This is a genomic window from Streptomyces sp. NBC_00080 (assembly GCF_045041255.1).
GTDB lineage: Bacteria > Actinomycetota > Actinomycetes > Streptomycetales > Streptomycetaceae > Streptomyces > Streptomyces coriariae.
On the sequence record NZ_CP108235.1, the window covers coordinates 9,243,903 to 9,264,838 of the forward strand.

Genomic DNA, 20,936 nt, shown 5'->3' on the forward strand with positions numbered 1-20,936 from the left:
GTCCGCCACATGTGGTCGCCCACGGCGTCGGCCGGTCATCTATTCGTCGTCGATCCGACGTCGAAGGGGAGAGCGCAGCCTCGGGGTGCGGCCCCGAACCAAACCCCGCGAGCTCCGTCCGTGGCGCGGCACAGTTCCCGACCGCCAACCGTAAGGAGAGGCATATGCCGAGTACGGTCACCGTCGGCACGTTCGACAGTGCTGACATCGCGGATGTCACGAAGATCCTTCGGGAGTTCGACGGCGAGGCTGCGTCCCAGCTACCCCAGCTGCGCCGCAGGCAGGTCTTCAACTACAGCGATCTCTACGTGCACATGCAGGACTGGGACGTCGCGGACGCGGCCGAGGCTTACCGGATGACGACCACCGACCCCCGGTGCATACATCTGAACGAACGCCTCGCGGCCTACTTCGGCGAGTACACCGCAGCGGAGGGCTGGGACGGCCCGATCGACCAGCCGGCGGCCGAGCGTTTCTACCTGTGGCCGGCCGAACGGCTGGAGAACCTGGAGCAGACGTACAGCGCGGTGATCGTGAACACCCAGCGGCAGGAGCACATCCCCGAGACGTCGCGGCTGTTCGCGGAATCGGATGCGACCGATATCCCGCAGAGCATGGGTACGCTGCGCCGCCAGATCTATCTCTGGCGTGGAATCTACCTGCACATCCAGGACTTCGCCGACGCCGACCCCAGCAAGTCGATCAGCAAGGTATGGGCGGACGGCGACCCCCGCTTCCTCCAGCTTGTCGACGACCTGACACAAATCATTCCGCCGTACGACCCGGACGGCCATTCGCTGGCCACCCGTTTCTATCACTGGGCTGCAGAGGTGTCAGCATGACCGAGCTACCGACCTTCCCCATTCGGCGACAGCAGCCCGGCGTGCTGCCGGCCGAGTACGAAACGCTGCGGGAGCGCGGCATAGGCCGCGTGACACTACCCACCGGCAAGTTGGCATGGATGGTGGTGCGGCCCGAGTATGCCCGGTTCGTACTCTCCGACCCGCGGTTCAGCTCGGACAAGACCAACGACGCATTTCCCAGGTTGACACCGACCGGGATGGACAAAATCAAGTACTGCGCCCCGTTCATGATCAACCTGGACGGCCCGGAACACATGGCGCGGAAGAAATTGGTCATGCAGGAGTTCACCCCGGCAGCGCTGGCCAGACTGCTGCCACGCCTGCAGGTCGCCGTGAACGAGCAGATCGACGCGATGCTGAGTCTGTCGGAGAAACCGGTCGACCTGGTGACGGAACTGTCGTACCCGATCGGCTGGCTGTTGCAGGAGATGTTCATCGGCGTTCCTGCGGCCGAATTGCAGAAGATACGTGACAACGTCTGGGCCCTGATGCTCTCCAAGGAGGAGGAAGAGGAGAAGGCGGCGGCCGCAGTTCTGAACGGCCACGCAGTAGAAGTCCTGAAAGAGAAGGCCGATAACCTCGGCGACGACTTCATGAGCCACCTGATCCTGCACGAACGCGAAGAGCACGGCGAGGTCGACTGGTTCAAGTTGGCGCCCCTGATGATGTCGAACGCCCAGGGCACTCACATCACCTCGGGCACGATGATCTCGCTGGGCGTGCTCACTCTGCTGAACCGTCCGGAGGAGCGGGCGGTGCTGCTCGCCCAGCCCGACCGGCTGACCATCGCGGTGGAGGAGATGCTCCGGTACTTCTCCATCACCGACGGAACCCCCATGCGGCTGGCTATGGAAGACGTGCGGATCGGTGACACGTTGGTCAAGGCCGGTGATGGCATGACAGTGCCGACGATGCCCGTCAACCGCGACCCGGCGACGTGCCCTTTTCCCAATGAGCTCAATCTCCAGCGGGAAAAGGCCCCCAGGCACATGGCGTTCGGTCATGGGCCGCACCGATGCCCGGCGGATCGCTTGGTACCGGAACTACTGAAGATCGTCTACACGACACTGTTCGAGCGGGCTCCCGCGCTCAGGCTGGCCGTCCCCGAGACGGAGCTGACCTACAAATACCACTCGATCCAGGCGTTCGGGCCGGCCGAAATGCCGGTTACCTGGTAGGTGTGCCGGCCGTCGTCCGCGCCACGGCGGCGGGCGCGGCAGCCTTGGGCAGGTGTTCGATGTGGACCGGGCGGTGCCGCCTCATGCCGACCGCGACGGCAGGATCGAGCGATTCGGGCGTGGCGAAGGCGGCGGACCGTCAACCCTTGCTTGACGACCCATGGATCGACAACCTAAGGTTGACGATATGACTCAGACTACTCCACCAGTCAGGCTCGACGACCTGATCACGGCGATTACCGAGAGCAACACTGACGCCCTCGACCAACTGACCGAAGCCGTGACGATGGCCGACCGCATCGGAGAGGTCGCCGACCACCTCATCGGTCACTTCGTCGACAGGGCGCGTCACTCCGGGGCGTCCTGGACCGACATCGGCCGCAGGATGGGCGTCACCAAGCAAGCTGTGCAGAAGCGGTTCGTCGGCAAGCCGACCGCCGCCCCGAGGCCCGCTTTCGACAAGCTCACCCAGCCCGCACACAATGCGATCGTCGCGGCCATGAACGAGGCCAAGCAGGCAGGCAACGCAGAGATCACGCCCGCGCATCTCGTCCTGGGCCTGCTCGGCGCCGAGGCCACCGCGGTCGCCGCGCTGCGGGCACAGAGTGTCGACCTCGACCGGGCGCGAGACATGGCAGTGGCGGCCCTGCCGGCGCGCAGCGACGCCAATCCGGTGATGATTCCGTATGGTGCCCGCGCGAAGAAGGCGCTCGAACTGACGTTCCGGGCGGCTCTGCTGCTCGAAGACGATGGTGTCGGCACCGGCCACGTTCTGCTGGGACTGCTGGAGGAGGAGAACGGCGCCGGGCTGCTGCACTCGCTCGAGGTCGACGCGGAGACGGCCGAACGGTTCGTCACGGACGCCGACGGGGAACCGCTCGTCAGCCGGTAGCGGAGCCGCGCAGAACCTCCTGACGAGGTGGACGAGGTGAAGTCCTACGCCGCGCCAGGAGGTTCGCGGTGCCCCCCCGTTCGATGTCGGCCCGGCCTCACGGACCGAGTCGAGTCACGGCCTTCCCGTACCCCGCAAATTGGGAGAGTTGCTATGACTGTCGAGTGCGTTGCCCCGGAGCGGAACGCGGACGACCGGCGCCAGACGCCGGGAGCGCGGGTCTGATGGCGTCGCCGGGCACCGACGGCCCCGTCGCCCTCGTCACCGGCGCCTCGGGGGCGCTCGGCGCCGCCGTGGCACGCGTTCTCGACCACCGTGGCTACCGGCTGGCCTTGCACTGCACCACCGGTGAGGATCGGGCCCGTAAGGTCGCGGCCGAACTCAGCGAGTCCAGTGTCGTCGTGCAGGCCGACGTCGCCGACTGGGCTGCCACCCGGTCCATGGTGGACCGGGTGCGCGCCGAACTGGGCGACATCAGCGTGCTCGTCAACGCGGGGGCGATCCGCCGCGACGGACTCATGGCCACCCAGTCCGTCGACGACTGGACACAGACCATCAACGTCAATCTGATCGGCACCTTCCACACCTGCCGCGCGGTGCTCCCGGACATGGTGCGGGCCCGCTGGGGGCGCATCATCAACGTCGTCTCACCCGCCGGTCTCATCGGCAGCCGGGGCCAGACGGCGTACTCGGCGGCCAAGGCCGGCGTGATGGGGATGACGAGGAGCCTGGCCCTGGAATGCGGGCGGTACAAGGTGACGGTCAACGCGCTGTCACCCGGGCTCATGGCCTCCACGCTTACCGAGCAGGTGCCGGCCCAGATCAGCGCAGCGCTCGTGGCCCGTACCGCCTTCGGACGCATGGGCACGCCCGGCGAGGTGGCCCGCGGCATCGAACTGCTGCTGGACGCCGACTACATGACCGGGCAGGTGCTGTGCATCGACGGCGGGATGTCGATCTCGTGACCCTCGTGACGAGATGGATTGTGCTTCGACCTGAAAGTGAGCCCCGTTCGTAGGGCTCGAGGCGAGTGGGTGTCGCGGTTGCGCGCGAGGGGTTGCGGTGCCTGGGTTTCACTTCTTGGCGACGACGAGGCCCGTTGAACCGGCCGTGGCGTCGCTGACATCGGGCGATGCCCGCCAAGGCGTCGGCCGCACTGCGCGGTCGACGTCACAGCGAGCACCTTCGCCCGCAGCGTAGGCCGCACGGCGAGGTGCCTGCTGTTGGGCAGGAGTGCGGCTCAGACGCGTTCGATGGGGCTGTCGTGCGGGCTGTAGAGGGTGCCGTACCACAGGTGCAGCGTCCAACTGGAGCGGACGTGCGGCAGTAGGCGCAGGTGGGTCTCGTCGGCGGCCCATGCCACCGCCCCGGTCGGCAGCAGCCGGCGTGCGGAACACCACCGTCACCGTGCACTGCGCAGCCGTTCGGCGATCGCGGCCACCACCGCAGCCCGGGCCGGATCACCGGAGGCGACTGGCTTCGGGCGCCGCCACACGGGCACCAGCCGCACCCGCCGATACAGCGTGCGGCGACTGGTCTGTGGCCGCCCCAGCTACTGGTGCGGCCCAGACGGTCTCAACTCCTGTTGCGCGCGGAACTTCTGGAAGCGCGCTCAGCCGAGTCCTCGGTCTTTTCTCGCTCAGGCGACGCGGGAGCAACCGGTGCACCGTCCTGCCCGATCTCGCCCTCGGTCCCCGCGGCGTGCACCGGATAGAGCAACTGGAGGAGTGGTCCCGCCATCGCCGTCGTCACGAGGGCCATCACCACCATGGACGAGTAGAGCTGTCCGTCCAGGATGCCGAGTTGCAGGCCGACCGTCAGGATGATGAGTTCGGTCAGCCCGCGGGTGTTCAAGAGGAGAGACAGCGCGGTCGCTGGGCGGCGGGCGATGCCGCTGAGGCGGGCTGTGATGAAGGCACCGAGGAATTTGCCACCGACCGCAGCGGCCAGGATAAGGGCGAGATCGAGAAGGTCGTTGCCACTCATGCCCGACAGGTCCACCTTGAGCCCCGCCACGATGAAGAAGATCGGGAGCAGCAAAATGCCGTTCAGGTAGGAGATCTTGTCTGCGATGCCCTCGGTAACGCCTTCGGCGGTGGTGGTCGTCCGCAGCTTCTGCGTCGCGCCCCGCGGCATGACCGCGCCGAAGAGAAACGCCCCGAAGATGAAGTGCAGCCCGATCCATTCCGTAAAGGCGGCCGAGAGCAGGAGGCCCACCAGCGTGATGACCAGTGCCGGCGGCGGGGAGCCGAGGACACGGCGCTCCGCCATCAGACGCCGGAGGACGGGCCGCACCACGGTGAACATGAGCAGAAGATAGGGAATGAAGAGCAGCAGTAGCCATTGGGATCCGGTGCTCGCCCCGCAGATCACCACCACGACGGCGAGCAGACTCCAGGCCAGGACGTCATCGATGGCCGCGCAGGCCAGTGCGACGTTGCCGAGCCAGGTGCGGCTCATGCCCCGATCGGTGAGGATGCGGGCCAGGACAGGGAAGGCTGTCACCGACATGGCGGCACCCATGAAGAGGACGAACCCCGTCTTGTTGCCGGTCTGGTGGTCGGCGACGAGATAGCTGGCCAGCGCGCAGCCCAGCCCGAACGGAAGAACGATCGAGCCGGAAGCGACGGTGCCGGCCACCATCTTGCGTCCACGCAACACACCCGCATCCAGATCCGCCCCGACGGTGAACATGAACAGGGCCACGCCGACGTTCGCCAAGGCGGTGAGGAAGGGCAGGATGTCCGTCGGGAAGATGGCGTTCGAGATGACGCCGTGAAAGAGCGTAGGGCCGACCAGGACCCCGAGGAGCACCTCGCCGATGACCGACGGTTGCCCGAAGCGGCGGGCGAGCGCCCCGGCCGCGAAGGAGAACAGCGAGATGATGGCCAGGGCAAACAACATGGCTGAGATCTGTTGAGTGGTCAAGGCGTGTCTCCCGATCAGATCGGCTGACGCAGCACGATCGGCGGTCCTTGCACGGCGGGAATCTCCCGATGGTTCCCGATCACTCCGGTCATGCTCGGCCGCGCGGGCGCACCTGGCGGTCGCCGTCGCCGGGCCGGCCCGTGGCCGAGCGCCGAGGACTCACATCCGGACGGTCTTGGGGAGGTCGGTGCCGAGCGGGTCGAAGCCGGTGATGTTCGGGAGAGCCTTGATGCCGGAGATCAGCGTGATGAAGCCGACCTTCAGGTTGCCGTCCGGATGCCAGACGTCCTGCTGCGCCCGCTCCAAGTAGATCTCGCGAAGCTTGTTCGGGTCGTAGAAGAACCGGATGAACGACAGGAACTCGTCGTACAGCACGCGGTAGACCAGTTCGTATCGGTCCAGTGCACGCTCGGTGTCGGCCGGGTTCTTCAGCGCGGCCTCCAGGGCGCGGGCGGCCATCCAAGCACCCGAGGTGCCCAGCCACACGCCCTGCGAAAAGAGTGGGTCGATGAATCCGGCAGCGTCGCCCACCGACAGCCAACCCGGACCGTGAAAACTCATGCACACGTGCGACCAGTCACGGGCGGTGCGCAGTTTGTCGACCGGAGCGCCGTTGGCGATCATGGTCTTGGCGACCTCGCTGTTCTCCACCGCTCGGTCGAAGAGCCCCTGGTGCGAAAGGCCCTGGGCTGCGGCCTCTGCCACCAGTGTGGCTGGGAGCACGTGGCCCAGACTCAGCTTGTCCCCGGCCACCGGAATGCCCCAGATCCAACCTCCGGTCTTGACCGACTCCACCAGGATGTCGCCGCCCTGTCGGCCGTCGGAAAGCGGAACGTACGGCGTGAAGTAGTTCCATATGGCGACGTTACGCAGGTCCTCCTGCCAGGACACTTCGGTCAGCTTTCGCGAGATGGCCCGGGCCTGACCAGACGCGTCCACGACGAAACGGGAGGTGACGTGATACGTCTCGCCACCCCGGCGGTACGTCACACCGGTGACCGTGCCGTTCTCGTCGGAAAGCACCGCGGTGACGTGGGCCTGCTCCTCGACATGCACGCCGAATCCTCGCGCGGTGTTCAGCAACAACTCGTCGAACTCGCTGCGGACCACGTGCCACGAGTGGTCGTACCGGCCTGTCTGATCGAACGAGGCACGCCACGGCTCCGAGTCGAGGCCCCACACCAGGCTGATCCCGTACTTCGGCTGGAAGCGCTTGTCCAGCTCGTCGGTCACGCCGAGCTCCTCCATCGCCGGGATCACCCCGGTGATCATCGACTCGCCGATGTGATAGCGGGGAAACTTCTCCCGCTCCAGCAGCATGACGTTCCGGCCGTTCTTGGCCAGCAGGGCGGCGGTGGTCGAACCCGCCGGCCCGCCACCGACCACCACGACGTCGTAATCCCGGATGTCGGACATGCGAAACCCTTTCTCGATGGACGGCGACAGCTCCGCCAAGCCGATTTCCTGCGGCGAGTGGTGTGACTCAAGGCCCTTCTCGTCCACGGCGAGCCGCAGGGGGAGCCTGCCTAGAGCGTCAGGTGGACGATCTCCAGGTGCATGGCGATGAGCGGTGAGCCAGCCGCAAAAGCGGCCCGCGGCCGATGGCGATGTGCCGGGCCGTCGCGCACCAGGCGCATCTCGTCAGCGTGCGGGCACACGCTGCTGTCTCGGTTCGCGAGCACCAGCGGGAGCGCCACGCCGTCACCGCTCGGATCAGGGCGTCCCCGACCTGCACGTCCATGCCCGATGCTCCACGCCTGAAGCGGCCGACAGTCGTCCGGGATCGCATCAGGACGCGAGCGCCGCAGAGGGTGGCTCGGCAGGATGTCCGCGCTGGTGTCGCTCATGGATCTCACCTTGCGGTCCCGTCGTCGGGAGCCGATCGGGATCGGGTCGAGCGCGGCTGTCCTTGTGCGGTCGACCCGGGACGCGGTGACGACGTTTGCGTCGTACCGTTTCTCCGAGCCGGCTGCCGTGTTTCCCGGCGGAGCCGGATCGCGACACGGTGCCACGTGTAGTGGTCGACCGCGTTGAACAGCAGAGGGTCACATAAAGCGACGCCACCAGACTGGTACTCAGGGCGTGGTCGGCTTTGCGCTTCCGCCAGTACCTGAACAGCCGTCGGCAACCGGAGCATCCGCCGTCAACCGGAGCATCCGCCGTACAGACAGTGGACCGCCCGCGTGTCTGTCACGCGGGGCCAGCCTCGCGCACTTGGCGTTCCGGCCGGCCCGCGCGGCCCGCCGGGGCCACGCGGTCGCAGTCCGCGGCGAAGTCAGCCGATGAGAGTGAGCAGAACGGGAACACTGCCTCCCGCGCTGAGCAGTGCGGCGAGCACAGAGCCGGTGGCCGATGCGCTGCTGAGGAATGTCAAGGAGCCGATCATCTCTCCGATGAAGCCCGCCTCCAGGAAGATGATGGCGGTGCGCTGCCTCAGGATCGGGCCCGACCGCGCCGACTCGGCGACGGCGGCTGCGGCTGCGGTTGCGTGGGAGGAGGTGTGGAACTCACGTGCTGCTCCAGGGCCTTGATGTACAGGACGCCGCTCTTACGTCACATCGCGCACAGTGCAAATGAGGGTGCCGAGCTGTGAGCCGTCTCGGAGCAGCGGCTGCGTCGGCACATCGTGATGCAAGCAGACCGAGCCCAGGTCCGACACGATCGAGCGGCCGTCGTGGTCGAGGAACGGCGCGGCCGTGGCGCGGCGCCGTGAGCGGGAGGAGGCGGCTGTGAGGGGGCGGCAGTCGGCGCCGTGCACGGGGTGCGGGCTGCCGGAGGGGCCCGGCCGCCATACCGAACCGGCAGGCCACCGCGATGGCATAGCCCGCCAACTGAGCGCGGCTTCTGCCATCGCGTCAGGGCCGTTTCGGGGCCCGAAACGGATGGAGCGCGATCCACAGACCGCGCATCTCCACTAGCACGGCCCCTGGTAGTCCCCACGTGCATGCCGGCCATGTCGCCATGGTCGCCCCCGGCCGCCATCGGCGTCACCCCTGCGAGTGCCCAGCACCACTGTCTTGCATCCGTGTCCGATCTGCGCGGGCGCATGGAAGCGCACAGAGGTGAACTTTGTTGCAGCACGTGCCCCCAGCCGTCGATCAGGCCTCCGGACGGGAGCTGTTGATCGGATGCATCGCTCGTTGCGCCTCGTGGAACGTCACCTGATGGGGGACCAACTCGAAGAAGCTCACTGAGCGACGGCGACGGGAACCCGTTGTGCACGCAGTGTGGGCCCGACCGGCGTAACGGTCGGGCCCACACTGCTGGTCATGCGTCAGCTCGCGCCTGCTTACCCGGTCAGACGGTGACAGGGGCGCCGAGCATCGCGGAGGCGTGCTGCAGCGAGCCGAGGATGCCCACAGGTGCGGCCCTGGGAAGGGCGCGGCAGGTGAAGCCGAGCTGAGCCATGGCCCGGAGAACCTCGGCGGAGCTGAAGTCACGGCGGTCCTGGCGGGTGATGACCTGGCCGACCTGCTTGACGGGATAGTGACGACGGCCGATGGTCACGGATTCGCCGGTGACCGATTCGGGCTTGATGCCCTTCATCGACTCCAGCACGCCGTCCTTGGTGAGCTCGAAGGGGAAGCGGGCGATGACGCAGCGCATGTGACCTCACAGGGGGATGAAGGGGAGAACGGTCCGACCAGGGGTGAGACGTTTCAGCGGGAGAGGGCGAGGATGCCCACGGCGCTGCCTTGCTCGTCGACCACCGGCAGGACACCGAGCCGACGGGTGCGCATCGCGTGCTCAGCTTCGGCCATTGTGGTCACGGGTGAGGTGAACGAGCCGTGATCGCCGAGGATGTCGCGCAGGCGGACACGGTCCGTGTAGTCCGAGCTGTCGCGGACGGCAGCGAGTTCGGTCCGGGTAACCAGGCCCGTGCACTGGCCGTCCAGGTCGCAGACGACCAGGCGGCCCGTGTGGGCGGCGGCCATGACGGCCAGCGCCACTTCGACGCTCATGTCGTCACAGACCTGCGGGCCGGCCGCGTCCATGACCTCCGCCACCGTCCTGTGCACGGGGTCGGCCGGCTGCGAGCAGGGCTGCATCTGAACCAGCGTCAAAAGGTGCCTCCTGCAGAGATGGGCCAGCTTCCTGATCACGAAGGTTCTAGGCCGCCGCGCCGAGGACGGACTGGCGCACGGGGGCGCGCCGGCTCGCCGAAGCGGGGCGGCGCCGGCCGCGCGAGGTGGAGCTGCGCTTGGGGCGCTCGACCACCGGTGCGGTAATGACGACCGGGATGCCGGACGGGGCTTGGGCACCGGTGATCCGGCTCAGGGCCTCGTCACCCGAGCGGACCTGGGTGGTCTGCGGCCGGATCCCGGCGTCCGACATGAGCCGGACCATGCCACGGCGCTGGTTCGGTGTGACGAGGGTGACGACACTGCCGGACTCCCCTGCGCGGGCGGTACGGCCACCGCGGTGGAGGTAGTCCTTGTGGTCGGTCGGCGGATCGACGTTGACGACCAGGTCGAGGTTGTCCACGTGGATGCCGCGCGCCGCGACATTGGTCGCCACCAGCACGGTGATGTGACCCGTCTTGAACTGCCCCAGCGTGCGGGTGCGCTGCGGCTGCGACTTGCCACCGTGCAGCGCGGCAGCCCGTACCCCGCTGTTGAGCAGGTCCTGGGTCAGCCGATCGACGGCGTGCTTGGTGTCCAGGAACATGATCACGCGGCCGTTTCGGGCGGCGATCTCGGTCGTGGCGGCGTGCTTGTCGGCGCCGTGAACGTGCAGGACGTGGTGCTCCATCGTCGTGACCGCGCCGGCCGACGGGTCGACGGAATGCACGACGGGGTCGGTCAGATAGCGGCGCACCAGCAGGTCGACGTTACGGTCCAGGGTGGCGGAGAACAGCATCCGCTGCCCCTCCGGGCGCACCTGGTCGAGTAGCGCGGTGACCTGCGGCATGAAACCCATGTCAGCCATCTGGTCGGCCTCGTCCAACACCGTGATGCCCACGTGGTTCAGCCGGCAGTCGCCACGGTCGATGAGGTCCTTGAGCCGTCCGGGCGTCGCGACGACGACCTCGGCCCCACCGCGCAGCGCGCCGGCCTGCCGGCCGATCGACATCCCGCCCACCACCGTGGCCACCCGCAGCTTGACGGAACGGGCGTACGGCGTGAGCGCGTCGGTCACCTGCTGCGCCAGCTCACGCGTCGGTACGAGGATCAATCCCAGCGGCTGGCGGGGCTCCGCACGCTGTCCGGCGGTGCGGGCGAGCAGAGCGAGGCCGAAGGCGAGGGTCTTGCCGGAACCGGTGCGCCCGCGGCCCAGGACGTCACGTCCCGCCAGGGAGTTCGGCAGCGTCGCTCCCTGGATCGGGAACGGCGCGGCCACACCCTGCTTGCCGAGTTCGGCCAGCAGGGGTTCAGGCATGGCGAGATCGGCGAAGCTCTCAACGGGGGGCAGCGCGGGGGTGATCGTTTCGGGGAGCGCGAACTCACCCTGCACCGCGGCGGGCCGGCGGCCGTAACCGGTGGGCCCGCCTGAACGGCGCGGTGCCCGCGAGCTGAAGCGGTTGTCGCCCCTTCCGGCGTCGGCACTTCCGTTACGGGCGCGGACGGGGCGGTCGTTCGTGCGTGTGCGGTTCATGCGGAACCTTCCTCGATGTGGCACATATCAAGGAATTCCCGCAGCGATGAGCGGCATGGAGAATTACAAGTATGAACCGGTGGCAAAAGAAAGCAGATCTGGCCGACGGGAATATCCGGTGGCAGAGGTGCTGAAACGAGTGACGCGACGGGGACGTATGATCCGGGCGTCGGCTGCGGTGCAGCTCCTGAGGATGAGCCTGCATCTCTGAAGGAGGAGCAACGCGTGGTGAGACTGCGGATTCCTCCGAGCCGTCCCGCAGGTGAAACCGCTGCGGGAAATGCGGGCAGCTGGGGCCCGCACCCCGAGGGATGCGGGCCCCAGCTACAGATGATGCGTCAGCGTCAGGCCGGAACGATGTTCTCGGCCGTCGGGCCCTTCTGGCCCTGCGCGATGTCGAAGGTCACCTTCTGACCTTCGAGCAGCTCCCGGAAGCCCTGCGCGGCGATGTTCGAGTAGTGGGCGAACACGTCAGCGCCGCCACCGTCCTGCTCGATGAAGCCGAAGCCCTTTTCCGCGTTGAACCACTTCACGGTGCCAGCAGCCATGTCATATCTCCTTTGGGGCAGTACATCGGAATCCGCACTGCGCGAAAACCGTGTCGCCGCGATGATTACCCCGCCCGGAAATGACCGGAAATACAAAAGCGCTCCCACTCGCAGAATCCGAGTGAGGGCACTTGAAGTTTTGGGAACCACAACTGCAACTGAGATCGACAGTAGCATGCCGGAACAGCCTGCGCACGTTACATCATGCCAGTCGTTTTATCGCGGCAAAAACTCTCACCGCAGGGTCCGTGAAACTCTCACCTCACGGGAACAGATATCTATTCCTCGGCGTGCCCGACACTGCCTCCGTTCCCGATCTTCTCCACGTCCACGTCCACGCCGCCCGGGGCGCTTCTGCTCCTGCGGCCCGGCATCGACCGGCAGTAGGCGTGCTCGCCATGCAGACACCCTGCCGACAGGTAGTCGTGGCCATCGCGTTGGTCAGGCCGGCCAGTGCGGCGCAGTCCAGTAGTCCGAACCGCCTAATGGGTGTACGACGACGAGGTCGATAGATGGTGAACCGTCAAAGAGACGAAGGGGCTCAGCCGTCCTGAGATCGCCATGGTTTCCAGTGAGGATGTCTGGGACCTGGCCAGCGAGTTCGCCCGTCTGCGAAACAAGTTGGTCGTCTGGGGCGCCCAGTTCTTCGGCACGTCTGGTGACCCGGAGCCGGGTGTGCCTCCCGCGTCCTCGAAGCGCCTGTGATCCACGAGCCATACTCTGCCGACAGGTTCACCCACTGGGACCCGGTCCGAAACGTCCGGGCGATCGCATCGATCACCTGCCTCGCCACCGACCGCCCCGCCTCGGCGTCCGATCAGGGAAGCTGCGCCATCTTGAAGTGGCTGGTCAGCGGGGTGGTGTGACGCCGTTTCGGGGTGCTCGTGCCAGTCGTGGGCGGCAGTCTGTGTTGTAGATCGACTGGCGGGGCGGTTTGCCGATGAGTTCACCGTCCTCGAACGGTCTGCCCAGCGACACGACCGTTCTCGACAGGAGTGCCATGTCCACCATCCAGCCAGTGATCATTACTGCCGACCAGGACGTTCTGCTCGGCTTCTACACGAAATTGTTCGGCGCGGAGGAGATCTTTCGGGTGCCGGCGGAAGGCCCGGCCTTCTACCTCGGCTTGTGCATCGGTGACACGGACCTTGGGCTGGTGGCCAAGGACAGTGCGCCGGCCGGAGCGGTGTCGCGGATCCTGCTCAGCATCGGTGTCGACGATGTCGCCGAGACGCTCGGCCGGGTGGAGGCGCTGGGCGGCTCGGTCAGCAGCGGCCCCAACGACATGCCGTGGGGACAGCGCGTCGCCCACATCCGAGACCCCGACGGCAACCCGCTGAACCTCACTCAGCCCATCCCGGCCCGGTGACGCTGTTCCGCGGTGCTTGTACTGATCGTGGGCTACCTGCGGTAGAGATCAATTGTCGGTAGTGGCCTCGATGTTCGTCAGGACGAGCAGCGCGCGAAACAGGTGGGTGGCGCGGGCGGGTCAGTACGGAGCTTGGTGAGGATCCGCCAGTTCTTCAGGTGGGCGAAGCCGCGTTCGAGGGGACGCGTCCGGCGGCCAGAACCCGGTTGGCCTCCTTCTCGGCGGATGCGAGCCTGCGGGCGGCGGGTGTTCTTGGAGCCGGTGACAACCACGGGATCGTCCCCGTCGTCGTCCAGGCCGAGGAAGCCCAGGTCAGCCGGCGCGCCGAGGCCGGCAGCACGCAGGTGGGCCAGGATCTGGTCGCGGCGGGCGGCGGTGATGTCGTGCGCGCGGCCGGGCCGGGCGGCCGATATCCACACCGGACGGCCCCGCTCGTCGGTCATCGCGATCACGTGCAAGCCGTGGCGGCGATGCCTGCCGGCGTGGTTCGGGCGGTTCGCCTCTCCGGTGCGGCGCTGGGTGGGGATGAGGGTGCCGTCGATCAGGACGACCTCGCCGCCCCGCCGGGCCGGGCGCGTCGGGCGCCCTTCTGACCCTGCCGGAGAGGCGTTGACGTCATCCGGGAAGCCACGCGTCCTGCCACTGGGGGTGCAGTTCGAAGGGCAGGGCAAGGGCACGGCGAGCCTGTTCGGCGAAGACAGGGTCCAGCGGCCACTCCGGATCCCGCGGGTCCGGGTAGCGGATCCGCTGTCAGCGGTCCTGCTCCGTCTGGCCCTTGAATCGGCACCGGCCGGGACGTGCCGGCACACCGTCGGCGACGAGGGTGACAGTGCCGGGAAAGGTCGTAAGTCGTCCTCCTTACGGGTGCCAGACAAATGTCACCACGTGGGCCTCCGGCATCCGTGAGCGCGGCGAACCTCTCTTCCAGGTGCCCGGCTACCTCTGCGGCGCTGTACCGCGGCCGGAGCAACTCGTTGACCCCCGGCGACGACGGTGGCCAGGTCGGACACCAGTCGGACGCGGACCGTCGACATCGCGCTCCGGGCTCGCGGGGCGCCATGGCTGTGTCTTCCCCTGGAGTGTCCCGCGCCGAAACGGGCAGTCGGTCGGCATCAAGAAAGCAATGTTCGTGTTGTGGCACGCAGTGAACCTTCTAGACCGCCCAGGAGTTTCCCCATGATGATCGTCGGTGTGATCGCCTTCTGTGTAGTTCTCGCGATACTCGCTTTCGTCGTCCCGCGACTGAGCCGGCACCCCCAGAACGGCGCCCAGCGCACCCTGGGCCTGGGGTCCCAGGCAGGTTCCAAGGCCCCCGGTCTGCTGGGGCGCCTGCTGAGCAAGCCCTTCCAATCCAGTTCGCGGGCCGTGGGCCGCAGCGGTTCCGCCGGTCGCCGTGCGCGTCGACGCCTGCCGTTCTGACGGTCAGTGGCTGCGTGTTCCGACCGCAGCAGGTGACGGCCCGGTGATGACCTGTCGGCATGACATGTCGGCGGCGCACCCGTTTCGGGTTGGCGCGCCGCTTCGTCCGTTGGGGTGTGATCTTCTTACCGCGCTGGGCGTGTCTCGCCGCTGCGGTCTGGGGCGGGCGTACCGGAAATGTTCGCGCCCGTATGAAGACCAGTCATGACGACCTCCCGCGTCCCGCGGCACCTGCCCGACGGCACGCGCAACGCCACGATGGCCTGCCGAGAGCGGGAGAACGCCCAACTGCGGCAAGCGGTCGGCTCCCCACGTGACGGTCGACCAGGCCCTCGGGGTCCTCATCGCGCTCCACCGGACTGCGCCGGCCGCGGGGTTCGAGGTGCTGCGTGAGGTCTCCCAGCACACCAGCATCAAGCTGCACGCGGTCGCCGAGATGGTGGTCGACCGGGCACTGGGGCAGTCACTGCCGGAGCCGGTGGAGCGTGAGCTGTGCCAGGCCGTGCAGCGCCGCCCCGGTCAGGACGGTGCACCGGGCCGGCCCCGGTAGAGCGGTCAGGGTTCGACGGTCTGCTCCAGGGTGGGGTGGCAGGTGACGAAGGCGTCGATGCCGACCGGTTGCAGGACGTGCAGGACGGGTTTCTGCGCGGCGGCGAGACGCAGCCAGCCCCCGGTGGCACTGACGGACTGGTGGGCGAGGATGAAGACGTTGATGCCGCTGGAGTCCATGAGGGTGAAGCCGCGCCGGCCGGCGAGCCGGACGAGTTCGATGCTGCCGGCCAGCGCCTCGGCGGCGGTCTGGCCGGTTCCGGTCATGGCGGAGTCCAGTACGGACAGCGGGGCGGGGGCGGAGCCGTGGCGGGTGCCGCGGATCGGGTTGGTCATGGTCGTGCGGTCCTTCGGCGGTGCGGGAGGTGAGGGAGGCGCCGGGCGCCGGCCGACAGCCGGGGAGGGTCTGTGTCGGTCGGCGCCCAGCCGTGTCCGGTCTATGTGCCGAGCGTGCGTGGGGTCAGCCGCGTACGCCGAAGTCGACGCGGTCGGTGAGACCGGCGGCGGCGAAGGCGGCGACGAGCTCGTCGCGGCCCTCGGTGAAGTGGGCCCAGCTGTCGTAGTGGACGGGGACCACGCGGCCGGCGTCGAGGATCTGCGCGGCCTGCGCGGCCTGGGCGCTGTCCAGGACGAGCACCTTGCCGTCGAAGACTTCGGTGAAGCGGGGCGCTCCGGCGAAGAGGAGGGCCGTGTCGACCGGGGCGAAGCGCTCGGCGATGTCCCTGACCGCGTCGAGCGAGGCATTGTCGCCGCTGACGTAGACGGTGGGCAGGCCCTCGCCGGTCAGGACGAACCCGACGACCTGGCCGGTGATCGGCTCGACCTCCTCGCGCGGGCCGGGGCCGTGGACGGCGGGCACGCCGGTCACGGTGACCGTGCCGGGCCCGCCGTCCCGGCGCTCGAGCTCGACCGACTGCCAGTCGGCGAGGCCGGTGGCCGCCTCCCCGAGACGCTCTCCACCGCCGGGGGTGGAGAGCGTCAGCGGGACGTCGGCGAGCAGGGCCCGGCCGGAGGTGTCGAGGTTGTCGGCGTGCTCGTCGTGGGAAAGCAGGACCACGTCGACGCGGCCGAGATCGGCCGGGTTGCCGTCGGCAGCCGCCGTCTTGATCAGCACGGCGGCCGGGGCCTGGTGTTCGCCGGGGCCGTCGAAGGTCGGGTCGGTGAGAAAGCGCAGGCCGCCGTATTCGAAGAGGGCGGTCGGGCCGCCGAAGACGCGGACGGGAAACGGGGCGGTCTGCAGGGTAGGGGAAGACACGAAACGAGTTCCTCACGGATAGATTGCGTGTTAACCGTGAGTCGACTGTAGGTGCATCTCACGGATGGACGCAACCCGTACCATGAGAACCATGGAAGAGTTCGTGATGGAAGAAGCCGCCCTGCCGTCGGCACCAGGCGAGGATGAGCACCCCGCCCTGGCCCTGGCCAACAGTGCCGTCGCACTGCCCGGCGGGCACAGGGCCGACCTCCTGGGCACCCCGGCGCAGGCCGAGCAGTGGCTGGCGCGGCGCGACCTCGCCCCGGCCGACGCCGGCCTGGCGGAGATGTGCGCGGCGCAGCTGCGCTCATTGCGCGAACAGGTCAGGTCGCTCCTGGCCTCTCGCGTCGCCGCCCTGCCCGCCCTGCCTGCAGCCCTCACGGCGGTCAACGACGCGATGACCCGCGTCCCCACCATGTCCCTGCTGCTGTGGGACGGGAAGACCGGGCCCTACCGCGCCACACCCCATCCCACCACCGCGATCGTCGAGCACGCCCTGGCGGTCATCGCCGCCGACGCCGCCGACCTGCTCACCTCTCCCGACGCCGCCCGCCTGACCGCCTGCGCCTCCCCGCCCTGCAACCGCTTCCTGCTCAAGCACGGCCGCCGCCAGTGGTGCTCCACTCGCTGCGGCGACCGCGCCCGCGCCGCCCGCGCCTACGCCCGCCGCACCGCGACGGACTGACGACGCCCTCGGGCGTGGGGAAGTACGTCCCGGTGGCAGCGGGCCAGACGGACGCCCCCAACCAGCACATCCAGGCCCGCCGCAGACGGGTCGCCGGGCGCGGCGACCAGTACGACGGCGTCGCACTCGCCGAGGCCCCGGCCGCCTACTGGCGCCTCGGCGAGATGACGAAGGCACCGTGCTGGGCAGCGAGGTCGGCGGCCCCGGCAGGAACGCCACCTTCCGCCCGGACACCGGCACCGCCTCGCAGCCCGACCAGAGCGGTGTGTTCGCTGCGGGCGACGACCGGGCCGTGAAACTCAGCGGCGGCGGCACCGTGCAACTCCCTGCCTCAACCCCGGCGGGCACCGCAGAGCACAGTCACCGACGGCGCGTGGCACCATCTCGTCCTGACGGCGGCGAGCACTGCGCAGAAGCGAGATGATGGCAGCACATCTTGTGGGCTTCCGCGTTACGGCGGTCGGGGTTGGCCTGCTGCGTCGCGTCACCTTCCAGGCCGATGAGCCGCGGGACGCGCCAACCACTTCAGGGCCGGTCCAGCTCGCGAACCGCCCGCCGATCCGCCTCGTCGACCAGCTCCTGTGCAAGGTCGGGAGCGACGCCCCAGCGGCCGAGGAACCAGGTGAGCGCTTGACGGCAATGTCGGTGCCGGCCGTCGTCACGGCCGGTGCGGTCGACGACCTGCAGGGTCAGGTTTCGGGCGGCGCGCTCCCACAAGATCCGCTGGCCCTCGACCTCGGCCCGGTTCAACGGGTACGCGTCGAACCACCCGACGAGGCTCTCCAGCCACTCGCGCCACTCGCACAGCGCCGCGCCGACAAGACCTCCTCGATCGCCATCACCGGCGCGCTGTTCGCGAGTGCCCTGCTGCTCCTCGACTCATGCCGGCGCTCCTGCCCCCGAGCGGCGAAGACCGCGTCATCATCGATGCTCGCCACCCCATCTCCTCGCGGACGAACCCGCGCCGGCGGCACCAAGGGCCTCGCCACCTCCCACAGACCGTCCGGAACGATTCGTCCTCACCGGCCACTCCCCACACTCGGCGCAACCGGCCAACTGGCCGCGCTGGAAACGGTCTTCAGGGAAGGGGTGCGCCCCGCGCGGCTGTCCACAGCCCGTACCACTCCTCATGGGTGAGAGCGGGAGTGCCGTGCACGGCGTCGCGGCAGGCCAGGATGCGCTCGGGCCGCGTGGTACCGACGACCGGAGCGATCCCCGCGGGATGGCGCTGGAGCCACCACAGCAGAACGGTCTCCGGTGTCGTTCCCTTGCGCGCCGCCAGGTCCGCGATGAGCCGGGCGGCCGGTGTGTCCGCCCCACCGGTGAAGCGCCCTTGCGCGAGGGGCCCCCAAGCCTGCACCTGGATGTCATGGGCCACGCAGTACTCGACGGTCCCGTGCGGGAACCCGCCGCCCGCCCAGGCCGGGGTGTTGAGCAGGACACCCGACTCCACCCAGTCGCGGCGGGCCAGGCTCATCTCCAGCTGGTCGACCACGAGGGGCACATCCACGCTCTTCCGCAGCAGGGCGATCTGCGCGGCGCTCATGTTGGACACCCCGAACTGCCGCACCAGCCCCTGCTCGTGCAGCGTACGGAGCGCCTCCGCGATCTCCTGCGGGCGGGCCAGCGGGTCGGGCCGGTGAAGGAGCAGGACGTCGATGAAGTCGGTACGCAGCCGCGTCAGGCTCTGCTCGACCCGCCGCAGGATCGTGCGCCCCCGCAGGTCGTAGGAGCCCGCACGGTCGCCGTCCGGCAGCGCGATGCCGCACTTGGTCTGCAGGACGATGCGATCGCGCAGCCCGGAGGCCCGGGCCAGGACCTCGCCGAAGACCGACTCGGACTTGCCGTGACGGTAGATGTCGGCGTGATCGAACGCCGTGAACCCGGCGTCGAGCGCGGCCTGGACGGCGGCTTCCGCGTGGGTGACGTCCGCGGCCGTCCACGGCTGCCGGTCCCAGCCCCCTCCCAGTCCCATGCAGCCGTACAGCAGGCGGACATCACGGATGTCGGTGTGCGGGGTCATGCTCTCGCTTCCTCTCGTGCCGTCAGACCCGTGCCGTGGCGCCGCGGGTGATCTTCTGGATTCCTCGCGGCCGTCCGCCGTCTCAGCTCAGCGCCGTCTCGGCCCTCGCCGCGTCGGCCAGGAGTTCGGCGGCGGCGAGGACCGGCAGCTGGGTGTTGGCCGCCGGCACCGTCGGCAGCACGGAGGCGTCGGCAACCCTCAGGTTGCACAGTCCGTGGACCCGGCCCGTGCCGTCCACCACGGCGGACGGATCGTCCGGGGGTCCCATGGCGCAGGTCCCCACCGGGTGCCAGTAGGTGCCCGCGCGGGCCTTGATCTCCTCGTTCGCGAGGTGCGCGGGACGACTGCCGAGCGGCTGGACCAGCTTCCCGAGCGCGGCGGTTGAGGCCATCTCCTCGACGAGGCCCAGCCCCCACCGGACGACGGCGAGGTCGTGGCCCTCCGGATCCGAGAAGAAGCCGGGGGCGATGTCGAGGGGTTCGGCGGGATCGGCCGAGCGCAGTGCGACCCGGCCACGGGAAGCGGGTTTCATCAGGAAGGACGAGATGCCCGCCTCGTACCGGCCCGGCGGCAGGCTGCCGAAGAGCGGGGGACCCGCGACGGGCAGGAGGTGCAGGTCCCAGGAGCCGTCCGGGCAGCGGTCGCCGGCGGCCCGCACCAGCATGCGGCTGACGTACAGGTCGCCCTTCGCCTCCTTGCCGGCCAGCGCCTCGTCGAGTTCCCCGGTCGGCGTCAGCGGCACGAACACCCCTGGTTGGTCCGACAGGTTGGCGCCCACACCGGGCAGGTCGACCACCGGCCGGATGCCGTGTTCCCGCAGGTGGACGGCTGGGCCGATGCCGCTGCGCATGAGCACGGCGGGTGACCCGTAGGTCCCGCACGCGACGACGTAGTCGTCGGCGGACAGGGTGATTCGCTCACCGTCCCGGTCGATCTCGACGGCCCGCACCCGGCCGCCGCCGACGTCCATCCGGTCGACGAGGGCCCGGTCGAGGATCGTCAGGTTGGGGCGCGCCCGCGCCGGGTCGAGATAGCCGAACACCGCGTTCCAGCGCAGGCCGTCGAAGGAGTTGATGAGGGGAGTGCCGTAACCGGGCCCGCCCGACGTTCCCATGTCGACCTCCTGGTAGCCGAGCTCGCGCGCCGCCTCGAGCGCTCCGCTGCTCCAGACGGAGAACTCGTTCTCCGGGACGGGCCGTAGCCCCATCTGCTCGACCGCGGCCAGGCGGAACGGCTCCATCGCCTCGGCCGACCACCGGTCGCCCCCGGCTCGCTCCCACTCGGCGTGGTCCGACAGCGCGCCCCAGGTGTTCCAGCAGCCGTTGACACATGAGGAACCGCCGAGGATCCGGGCCCGGACGCGATGTACGGCGGCATGCCGCTCCCACACGTCGTCGCGCGGCAGACTGCGCGAGTCCAGCACCTTCTCCGGCCAGTGGTCGCGCTGTCCGTAGTCCGGCCCGGCCTCGACCAGACAGACCGACCGGCCCGGGTCCTCACTCAGTCGGGCGGCCAGCACGCACCCCGCCACGCCTCCGCCGAGGACGACGACGTCATAGCCGGTCACCGCTCCTGTACCTGTCATACGTACGCTCCACAGATCTCACCGCCGAGCGGCGGTCGTCGGACGGA

Annotated in this window: 23 protein-coding genes; 9 read left to right on the forward strand and 14 right to left on the reverse strand. The window is 68.8% G+C overall.

What is annotated here, in order from left to right; genetic code table 11:
• Positions 1 to 164 precede the first annotated feature (164 nt).
• From OHU34_RS41280 to OHU34_RS41295, 4 genes are all read left to right on the forward strand, one after another.
• A complete protein-coding gene (locus OHU34_RS41280; RefSeq protein ID WP_405771489.1) occupies positions 165 to 842 on the forward strand; it encodes a TcmI family type II polyketide cyclase in 678 nt (225 codons plus the stop codon).
• Entirely contained in the window at positions 839 to 2,041 is a 1,203-nt protein-coding gene (locus OHU34_RS41285; protein ID WP_405771492.1) for a cytochrome P450, read from the forward strand. The genes OHU34_RS41280 and OHU34_RS41285 overlap by 4 nt, the downstream gene beginning before the upstream one ends.
• Before the next feature lie 187 nt (positions 2,042 to 2,228).
• On the forward strand, positions 2,229 to 2,933 hold the full coding sequence (locus tag OHU34_RS41290) for a Clp protease N-terminal domain-containing protein (protein WP_142268391.1): 705 nt from the start codon (positions 2,229 to 2,231) through the stop codon (positions 2,931 to 2,933).
• Between the two features lie 224 nt (positions 2,934 to 3,157).
• Positions 3,158 to 3,898: an SDR family NAD(P)-dependent oxidoreductase gene (locus OHU34_RS41295; RefSeq protein ID WP_405771496.1), complete on the forward strand. Its 741-nt coding sequence runs from the start codon at positions 3,158 to 3,160 to the stop codon at positions 3,896 to 3,898.
• A gap of 275 nt (positions 3,899 to 4,173) precedes the next feature.
• Here the strand turns inward: OHU34_RS41295 and OHU34_RS41300 are convergent, their stop codons facing one another.
• The 8 genes from OHU34_RS41300 to OHU34_RS41335 all read right to left on the reverse strand — a co-directional run bounded on the left by OHU34_RS41300 (position 4,174) and on the right by OHU34_RS41335 (position 12,004).
• A complete protein-coding gene (locus tag OHU34_RS41300) occupies positions 4,174 to 4,296 on the reverse strand; it encodes a hypothetical protein (RefSeq protein WP_268827202.1) in 123 nt (40 codons plus the stop codon).
• A 212-nt stretch (positions 4,297 to 4,508) separates the two neighbouring features.
• Positions 4,509 to 5,861, reverse strand: a complete 1,353-nt coding sequence (locus OHU34_RS41305) for a cation:proton antiporter (protein ID WP_142268389.1) — start codon at positions 5,859 to 5,861, stop codon at positions 4,509 to 4,511.
• Between the two features lie 159 nt (positions 5,862 to 6,020).
• Positions 6,021 to 7,364, reverse strand: coding sequence for an NAD(P)/FAD-dependent oxidoreductase (locus OHU34_RS41310; protein WP_405771500.1), 1,344 nt, complete (start codon positions 7,362 to 7,364; stop codon positions 6,021 to 6,023).
• Between the two features lie 23 nt (positions 7,365 to 7,387).
• On the reverse strand, positions 7,388 to 7,708 hold the full coding sequence (locus tag OHU34_RS41315; protein WP_405771503.1) for a hypothetical protein: 321 nt from the start codon (positions 7,706 to 7,708) through the stop codon (positions 7,388 to 7,390).
• 1,450 nt (positions 7,709 to 9,158) lie between these two features.
• Positions 9,159 to 9,467 (reverse strand): SCO5918 family protein, encoded by a 309-nt coding sequence (locus OHU34_RS41320; RefSeq protein ID WP_142268386.1) that lies wholly within the window; start codon positions 9,465 to 9,467, stop codon positions 9,159 to 9,161.
• A 53-nt stretch (positions 9,468 to 9,520) separates the two neighbouring features.
• Positions 9,521 to 9,925, reverse strand: a complete 405-nt coding sequence (locus OHU34_RS41325) for a CBS domain-containing protein (protein WP_142268385.1) — start codon at positions 9,923 to 9,925, stop codon at positions 9,521 to 9,523.
• A 46-nt stretch (positions 9,926 to 9,971) separates the two neighbouring features.
• A complete protein-coding gene (locus OHU34_RS41330) occupies positions 9,972 to 11,456 on the reverse strand; it encodes a DEAD/DEAH box helicase (protein ID WP_405771507.1) in 1,485 nt (494 codons plus the stop codon).
• 344 nt (positions 11,457 to 11,800) lie between these two features.
• Positions 11,801 to 12,004, reverse strand: a complete 204-nt coding sequence (locus OHU34_RS41335) for a cold-shock protein (protein ID WP_023586116.1) — start codon at positions 12,002 to 12,004, stop codon at positions 11,801 to 11,803.
• A gap of 1,000 nt (positions 12,005 to 13,004) precedes the next feature.
• Here OHU34_RS41335 and OHU34_RS41340 point away from each other — a divergent pair.
• Positions 13,005 to 13,373, forward strand: coding sequence for a VOC family protein (locus tag OHU34_RS41340; protein WP_142268382.1), 369 nt, complete (start codon positions 13,005 to 13,007; stop codon positions 13,371 to 13,373).
• A gap of 77 nt (positions 13,374 to 13,450) precedes the next feature.
• On the opposite strand, the gene OHU34_RS41345 is transcribed toward OHU34_RS41340, so the two are convergent.
• Positions 13,451 to 14,182 carry a transposase family protein gene (locus OHU34_RS41345; RefSeq protein WP_405771510.1) on the reverse strand — a complete coding sequence of 244 codons (732 nt, stop codon included), beginning with the start codon at positions 14,180 to 14,182 and terminating at the stop codon, positions 13,451 to 13,453.
• A 367-nt stretch (positions 14,183 to 14,549) separates the two neighbouring features.
• Between OHU34_RS41345 and OHU34_RS41350 the strand changes: the two genes are divergently transcribed.
• Both OHU34_RS41350 and OHU34_RS41355 read left to right on the forward strand, forming a co-directional pair.
• Positions 14,550 to 14,792 (forward strand): DUF6411 family protein, encoded by a 243-nt coding sequence (locus OHU34_RS41350; RefSeq protein ID WP_405771513.1) that lies wholly within the window; start codon positions 14,550 to 14,552, stop codon positions 14,790 to 14,792.
• Between the two features lie 313 nt (positions 14,793 to 15,105).
• Positions 15,106 to 15,342, forward strand: a complete 237-nt coding sequence (locus OHU34_RS41355; RefSeq protein WP_230196090.1) for an ANTAR domain-containing protein — start codon at positions 15,106 to 15,108, stop codon at positions 15,340 to 15,342.
• Between the two features lie 5 nt (positions 15,343 to 15,347).
• Here the strand turns inward: OHU34_RS41355 and OHU34_RS41360 are convergent, their stop codons facing one another.
• Positions 15,348 to 15,677, reverse strand: coding sequence for an STAS domain-containing protein (locus tag OHU34_RS41360; protein WP_405771517.1), 330 nt, complete (start codon positions 15,675 to 15,677; stop codon positions 15,348 to 15,350).
• Positions 15,678 to 15,801: 124 nt separating this feature from the next.
• Complete coding sequence (locus OHU34_RS41365; RefSeq protein WP_405771520.1) at positions 15,802 to 16,596, reverse strand: MBL fold metallo-hydrolase; 795 nt, start codon at positions 16,594 to 16,596, stop codon at positions 15,802 to 15,804.
• Between the two features lie 82 nt (positions 16,597 to 16,678).
• On the opposite strand from OHU34_RS41365, the gene OHU34_RS41370 reads away from it, so the two are divergent.
• Both OHU34_RS41370 and OHU34_RS41375 read left to right on the forward strand, forming a co-directional pair.
• Positions 16,679 to 17,281 (forward strand): ABATE domain-containing protein, encoded by a 603-nt coding sequence (locus OHU34_RS41370; RefSeq protein WP_200839993.1) that lies wholly within the window; start codon positions 16,679 to 16,681, stop codon positions 17,279 to 17,281.
• A gap of 14 nt (positions 17,282 to 17,295) precedes the next feature.
• The gene (locus OHU34_RS41375; protein WP_230196093.1) at positions 17,296 to 17,577 is read left to right on the forward strand and encodes a hypothetical protein; all 282 of its coding nucleotides are present in this window, start codon (positions 17,296 to 17,298) and stop codon (positions 17,575 to 17,577) included.
• 229 nt (positions 17,578 to 17,806) lie between these two features.
• Here the strand turns inward: OHU34_RS41375 and OHU34_RS41380 are convergent, their stop codons facing one another.
• The 3 genes from OHU34_RS41380 to OHU34_RS41390 form a co-directional block, all read right to left on the reverse strand.
• Positions 17,807 to 18,031 (reverse strand): hypothetical protein, encoded by a 225-nt coding sequence (locus OHU34_RS41380; protein WP_405771524.1) that lies wholly within the window; start codon positions 18,029 to 18,031, stop codon positions 17,807 to 17,809.
• Between the two features lie 328 nt (positions 18,032 to 18,359).
• Entirely contained in the window at positions 18,360 to 19,304 is a 945-nt protein-coding gene (locus OHU34_RS41385; RefSeq protein WP_405771527.1) for an aldo/keto reductase family oxidoreductase, read from the reverse strand.
• An 82-nt stretch (positions 19,305 to 19,386) separates the two neighbouring features.
• Positions 19,387 to 20,889: a GMC family oxidoreductase gene (locus OHU34_RS41390; protein ID WP_405771530.1), complete on the reverse strand. Its 1,503-nt coding sequence runs from the start codon at positions 20,887 to 20,889 to the stop codon at positions 19,387 to 19,389.
• Between the last annotated feature and the right edge of the window lie 47 nt (positions 20,890 to 20,936).

Coding starts and splice junctions, on each gene's coding strand:
- OHU34_RS41280 (WP_405771489.1), top strand. CDS start 165: ATGCCGAGTACGGTCACCGTCGGCACGTTCGACAGTGCTGACATCGCG.
- OHU34_RS41285 (WP_405771492.1), top strand. CDS start 839: ATGACCGAGCTACCGACCTTCCCCATTCGGCGACAGCAGCCCGGCGTG.
- OHU34_RS41290 (WP_142268391.1), top strand. CDS start 2,229: ATGACTCAGACTACTCCACCAGTCAGGCTCGACGACCTGATCACGGCG.
- OHU34_RS41295 (WP_405771496.1), top strand. CDS start 3,158: ATGGCGTCGCCGGGCACCGACGGCCCCGTCGCCCTCGTCACCGGCGCC.
- OHU34_RS41315 (WP_405771503.1), bottom strand. CDS start 7,708: ATGAGCGACACCAGCGCGGACATCCTGCCGAGCCACCCTCTGCGGCGC.
- OHU34_RS41320 (WP_142268386.1), bottom strand. CDS start 9,467: ATGCGCTGCGTCATCGCCCGCTTCCCCTTCGAGCTCACCAAGGACGGC.
- OHU34_RS41330 (WP_405771507.1), bottom strand. CDS start 11,456: ATGAACCGCACACGCACGAACGACCGCCCCGTCCGCGCCCGTAACGGA.
- OHU34_RS41335 (WP_023586116.1), bottom strand. CDS start 12,004: ATGGCTGCTGGCACCGTGAAGTGGTTCAACGCGGAAAAGGGCTTCGGC.
- OHU34_RS41340 (WP_142268382.1), top strand. CDS start 13,005: ATGTCCACCATCCAGCCAGTGATCATTACTGCCGACCAGGACGTTCTG.
- OHU34_RS41350 (WP_405771513.1), top strand. CDS start 14,550: ATGATGATCGTCGGTGTGATCGCCTTCTGTGTAGTTCTCGCGATACTC.
- OHU34_RS41360 (WP_405771517.1), bottom strand. CDS start 15,677: ATGACCAACCCGATCCGCGGCACCCGCCACGGCTCCGCCCCCGCCCCG.
- OHU34_RS41370 (WP_200839993.1), top strand. CDS start 16,679: ATGAGAACCATGGAAGAGTTCGTGATGGAAGAAGCCGCCCTGCCGTCG.
- OHU34_RS41385 (WP_405771527.1), bottom strand. CDS start 19,304: ATGACCCCGCACACCGACATCCGTGATGTCCGCCTGCTGTACGGCTGC.
- OHU34_RS41390 (WP_405771530.1), bottom strand. CDS start 20,889: ATGACAGGTACAGGAGCGGTGACCGGCTATGACGTCGTCGTCCTCGGC.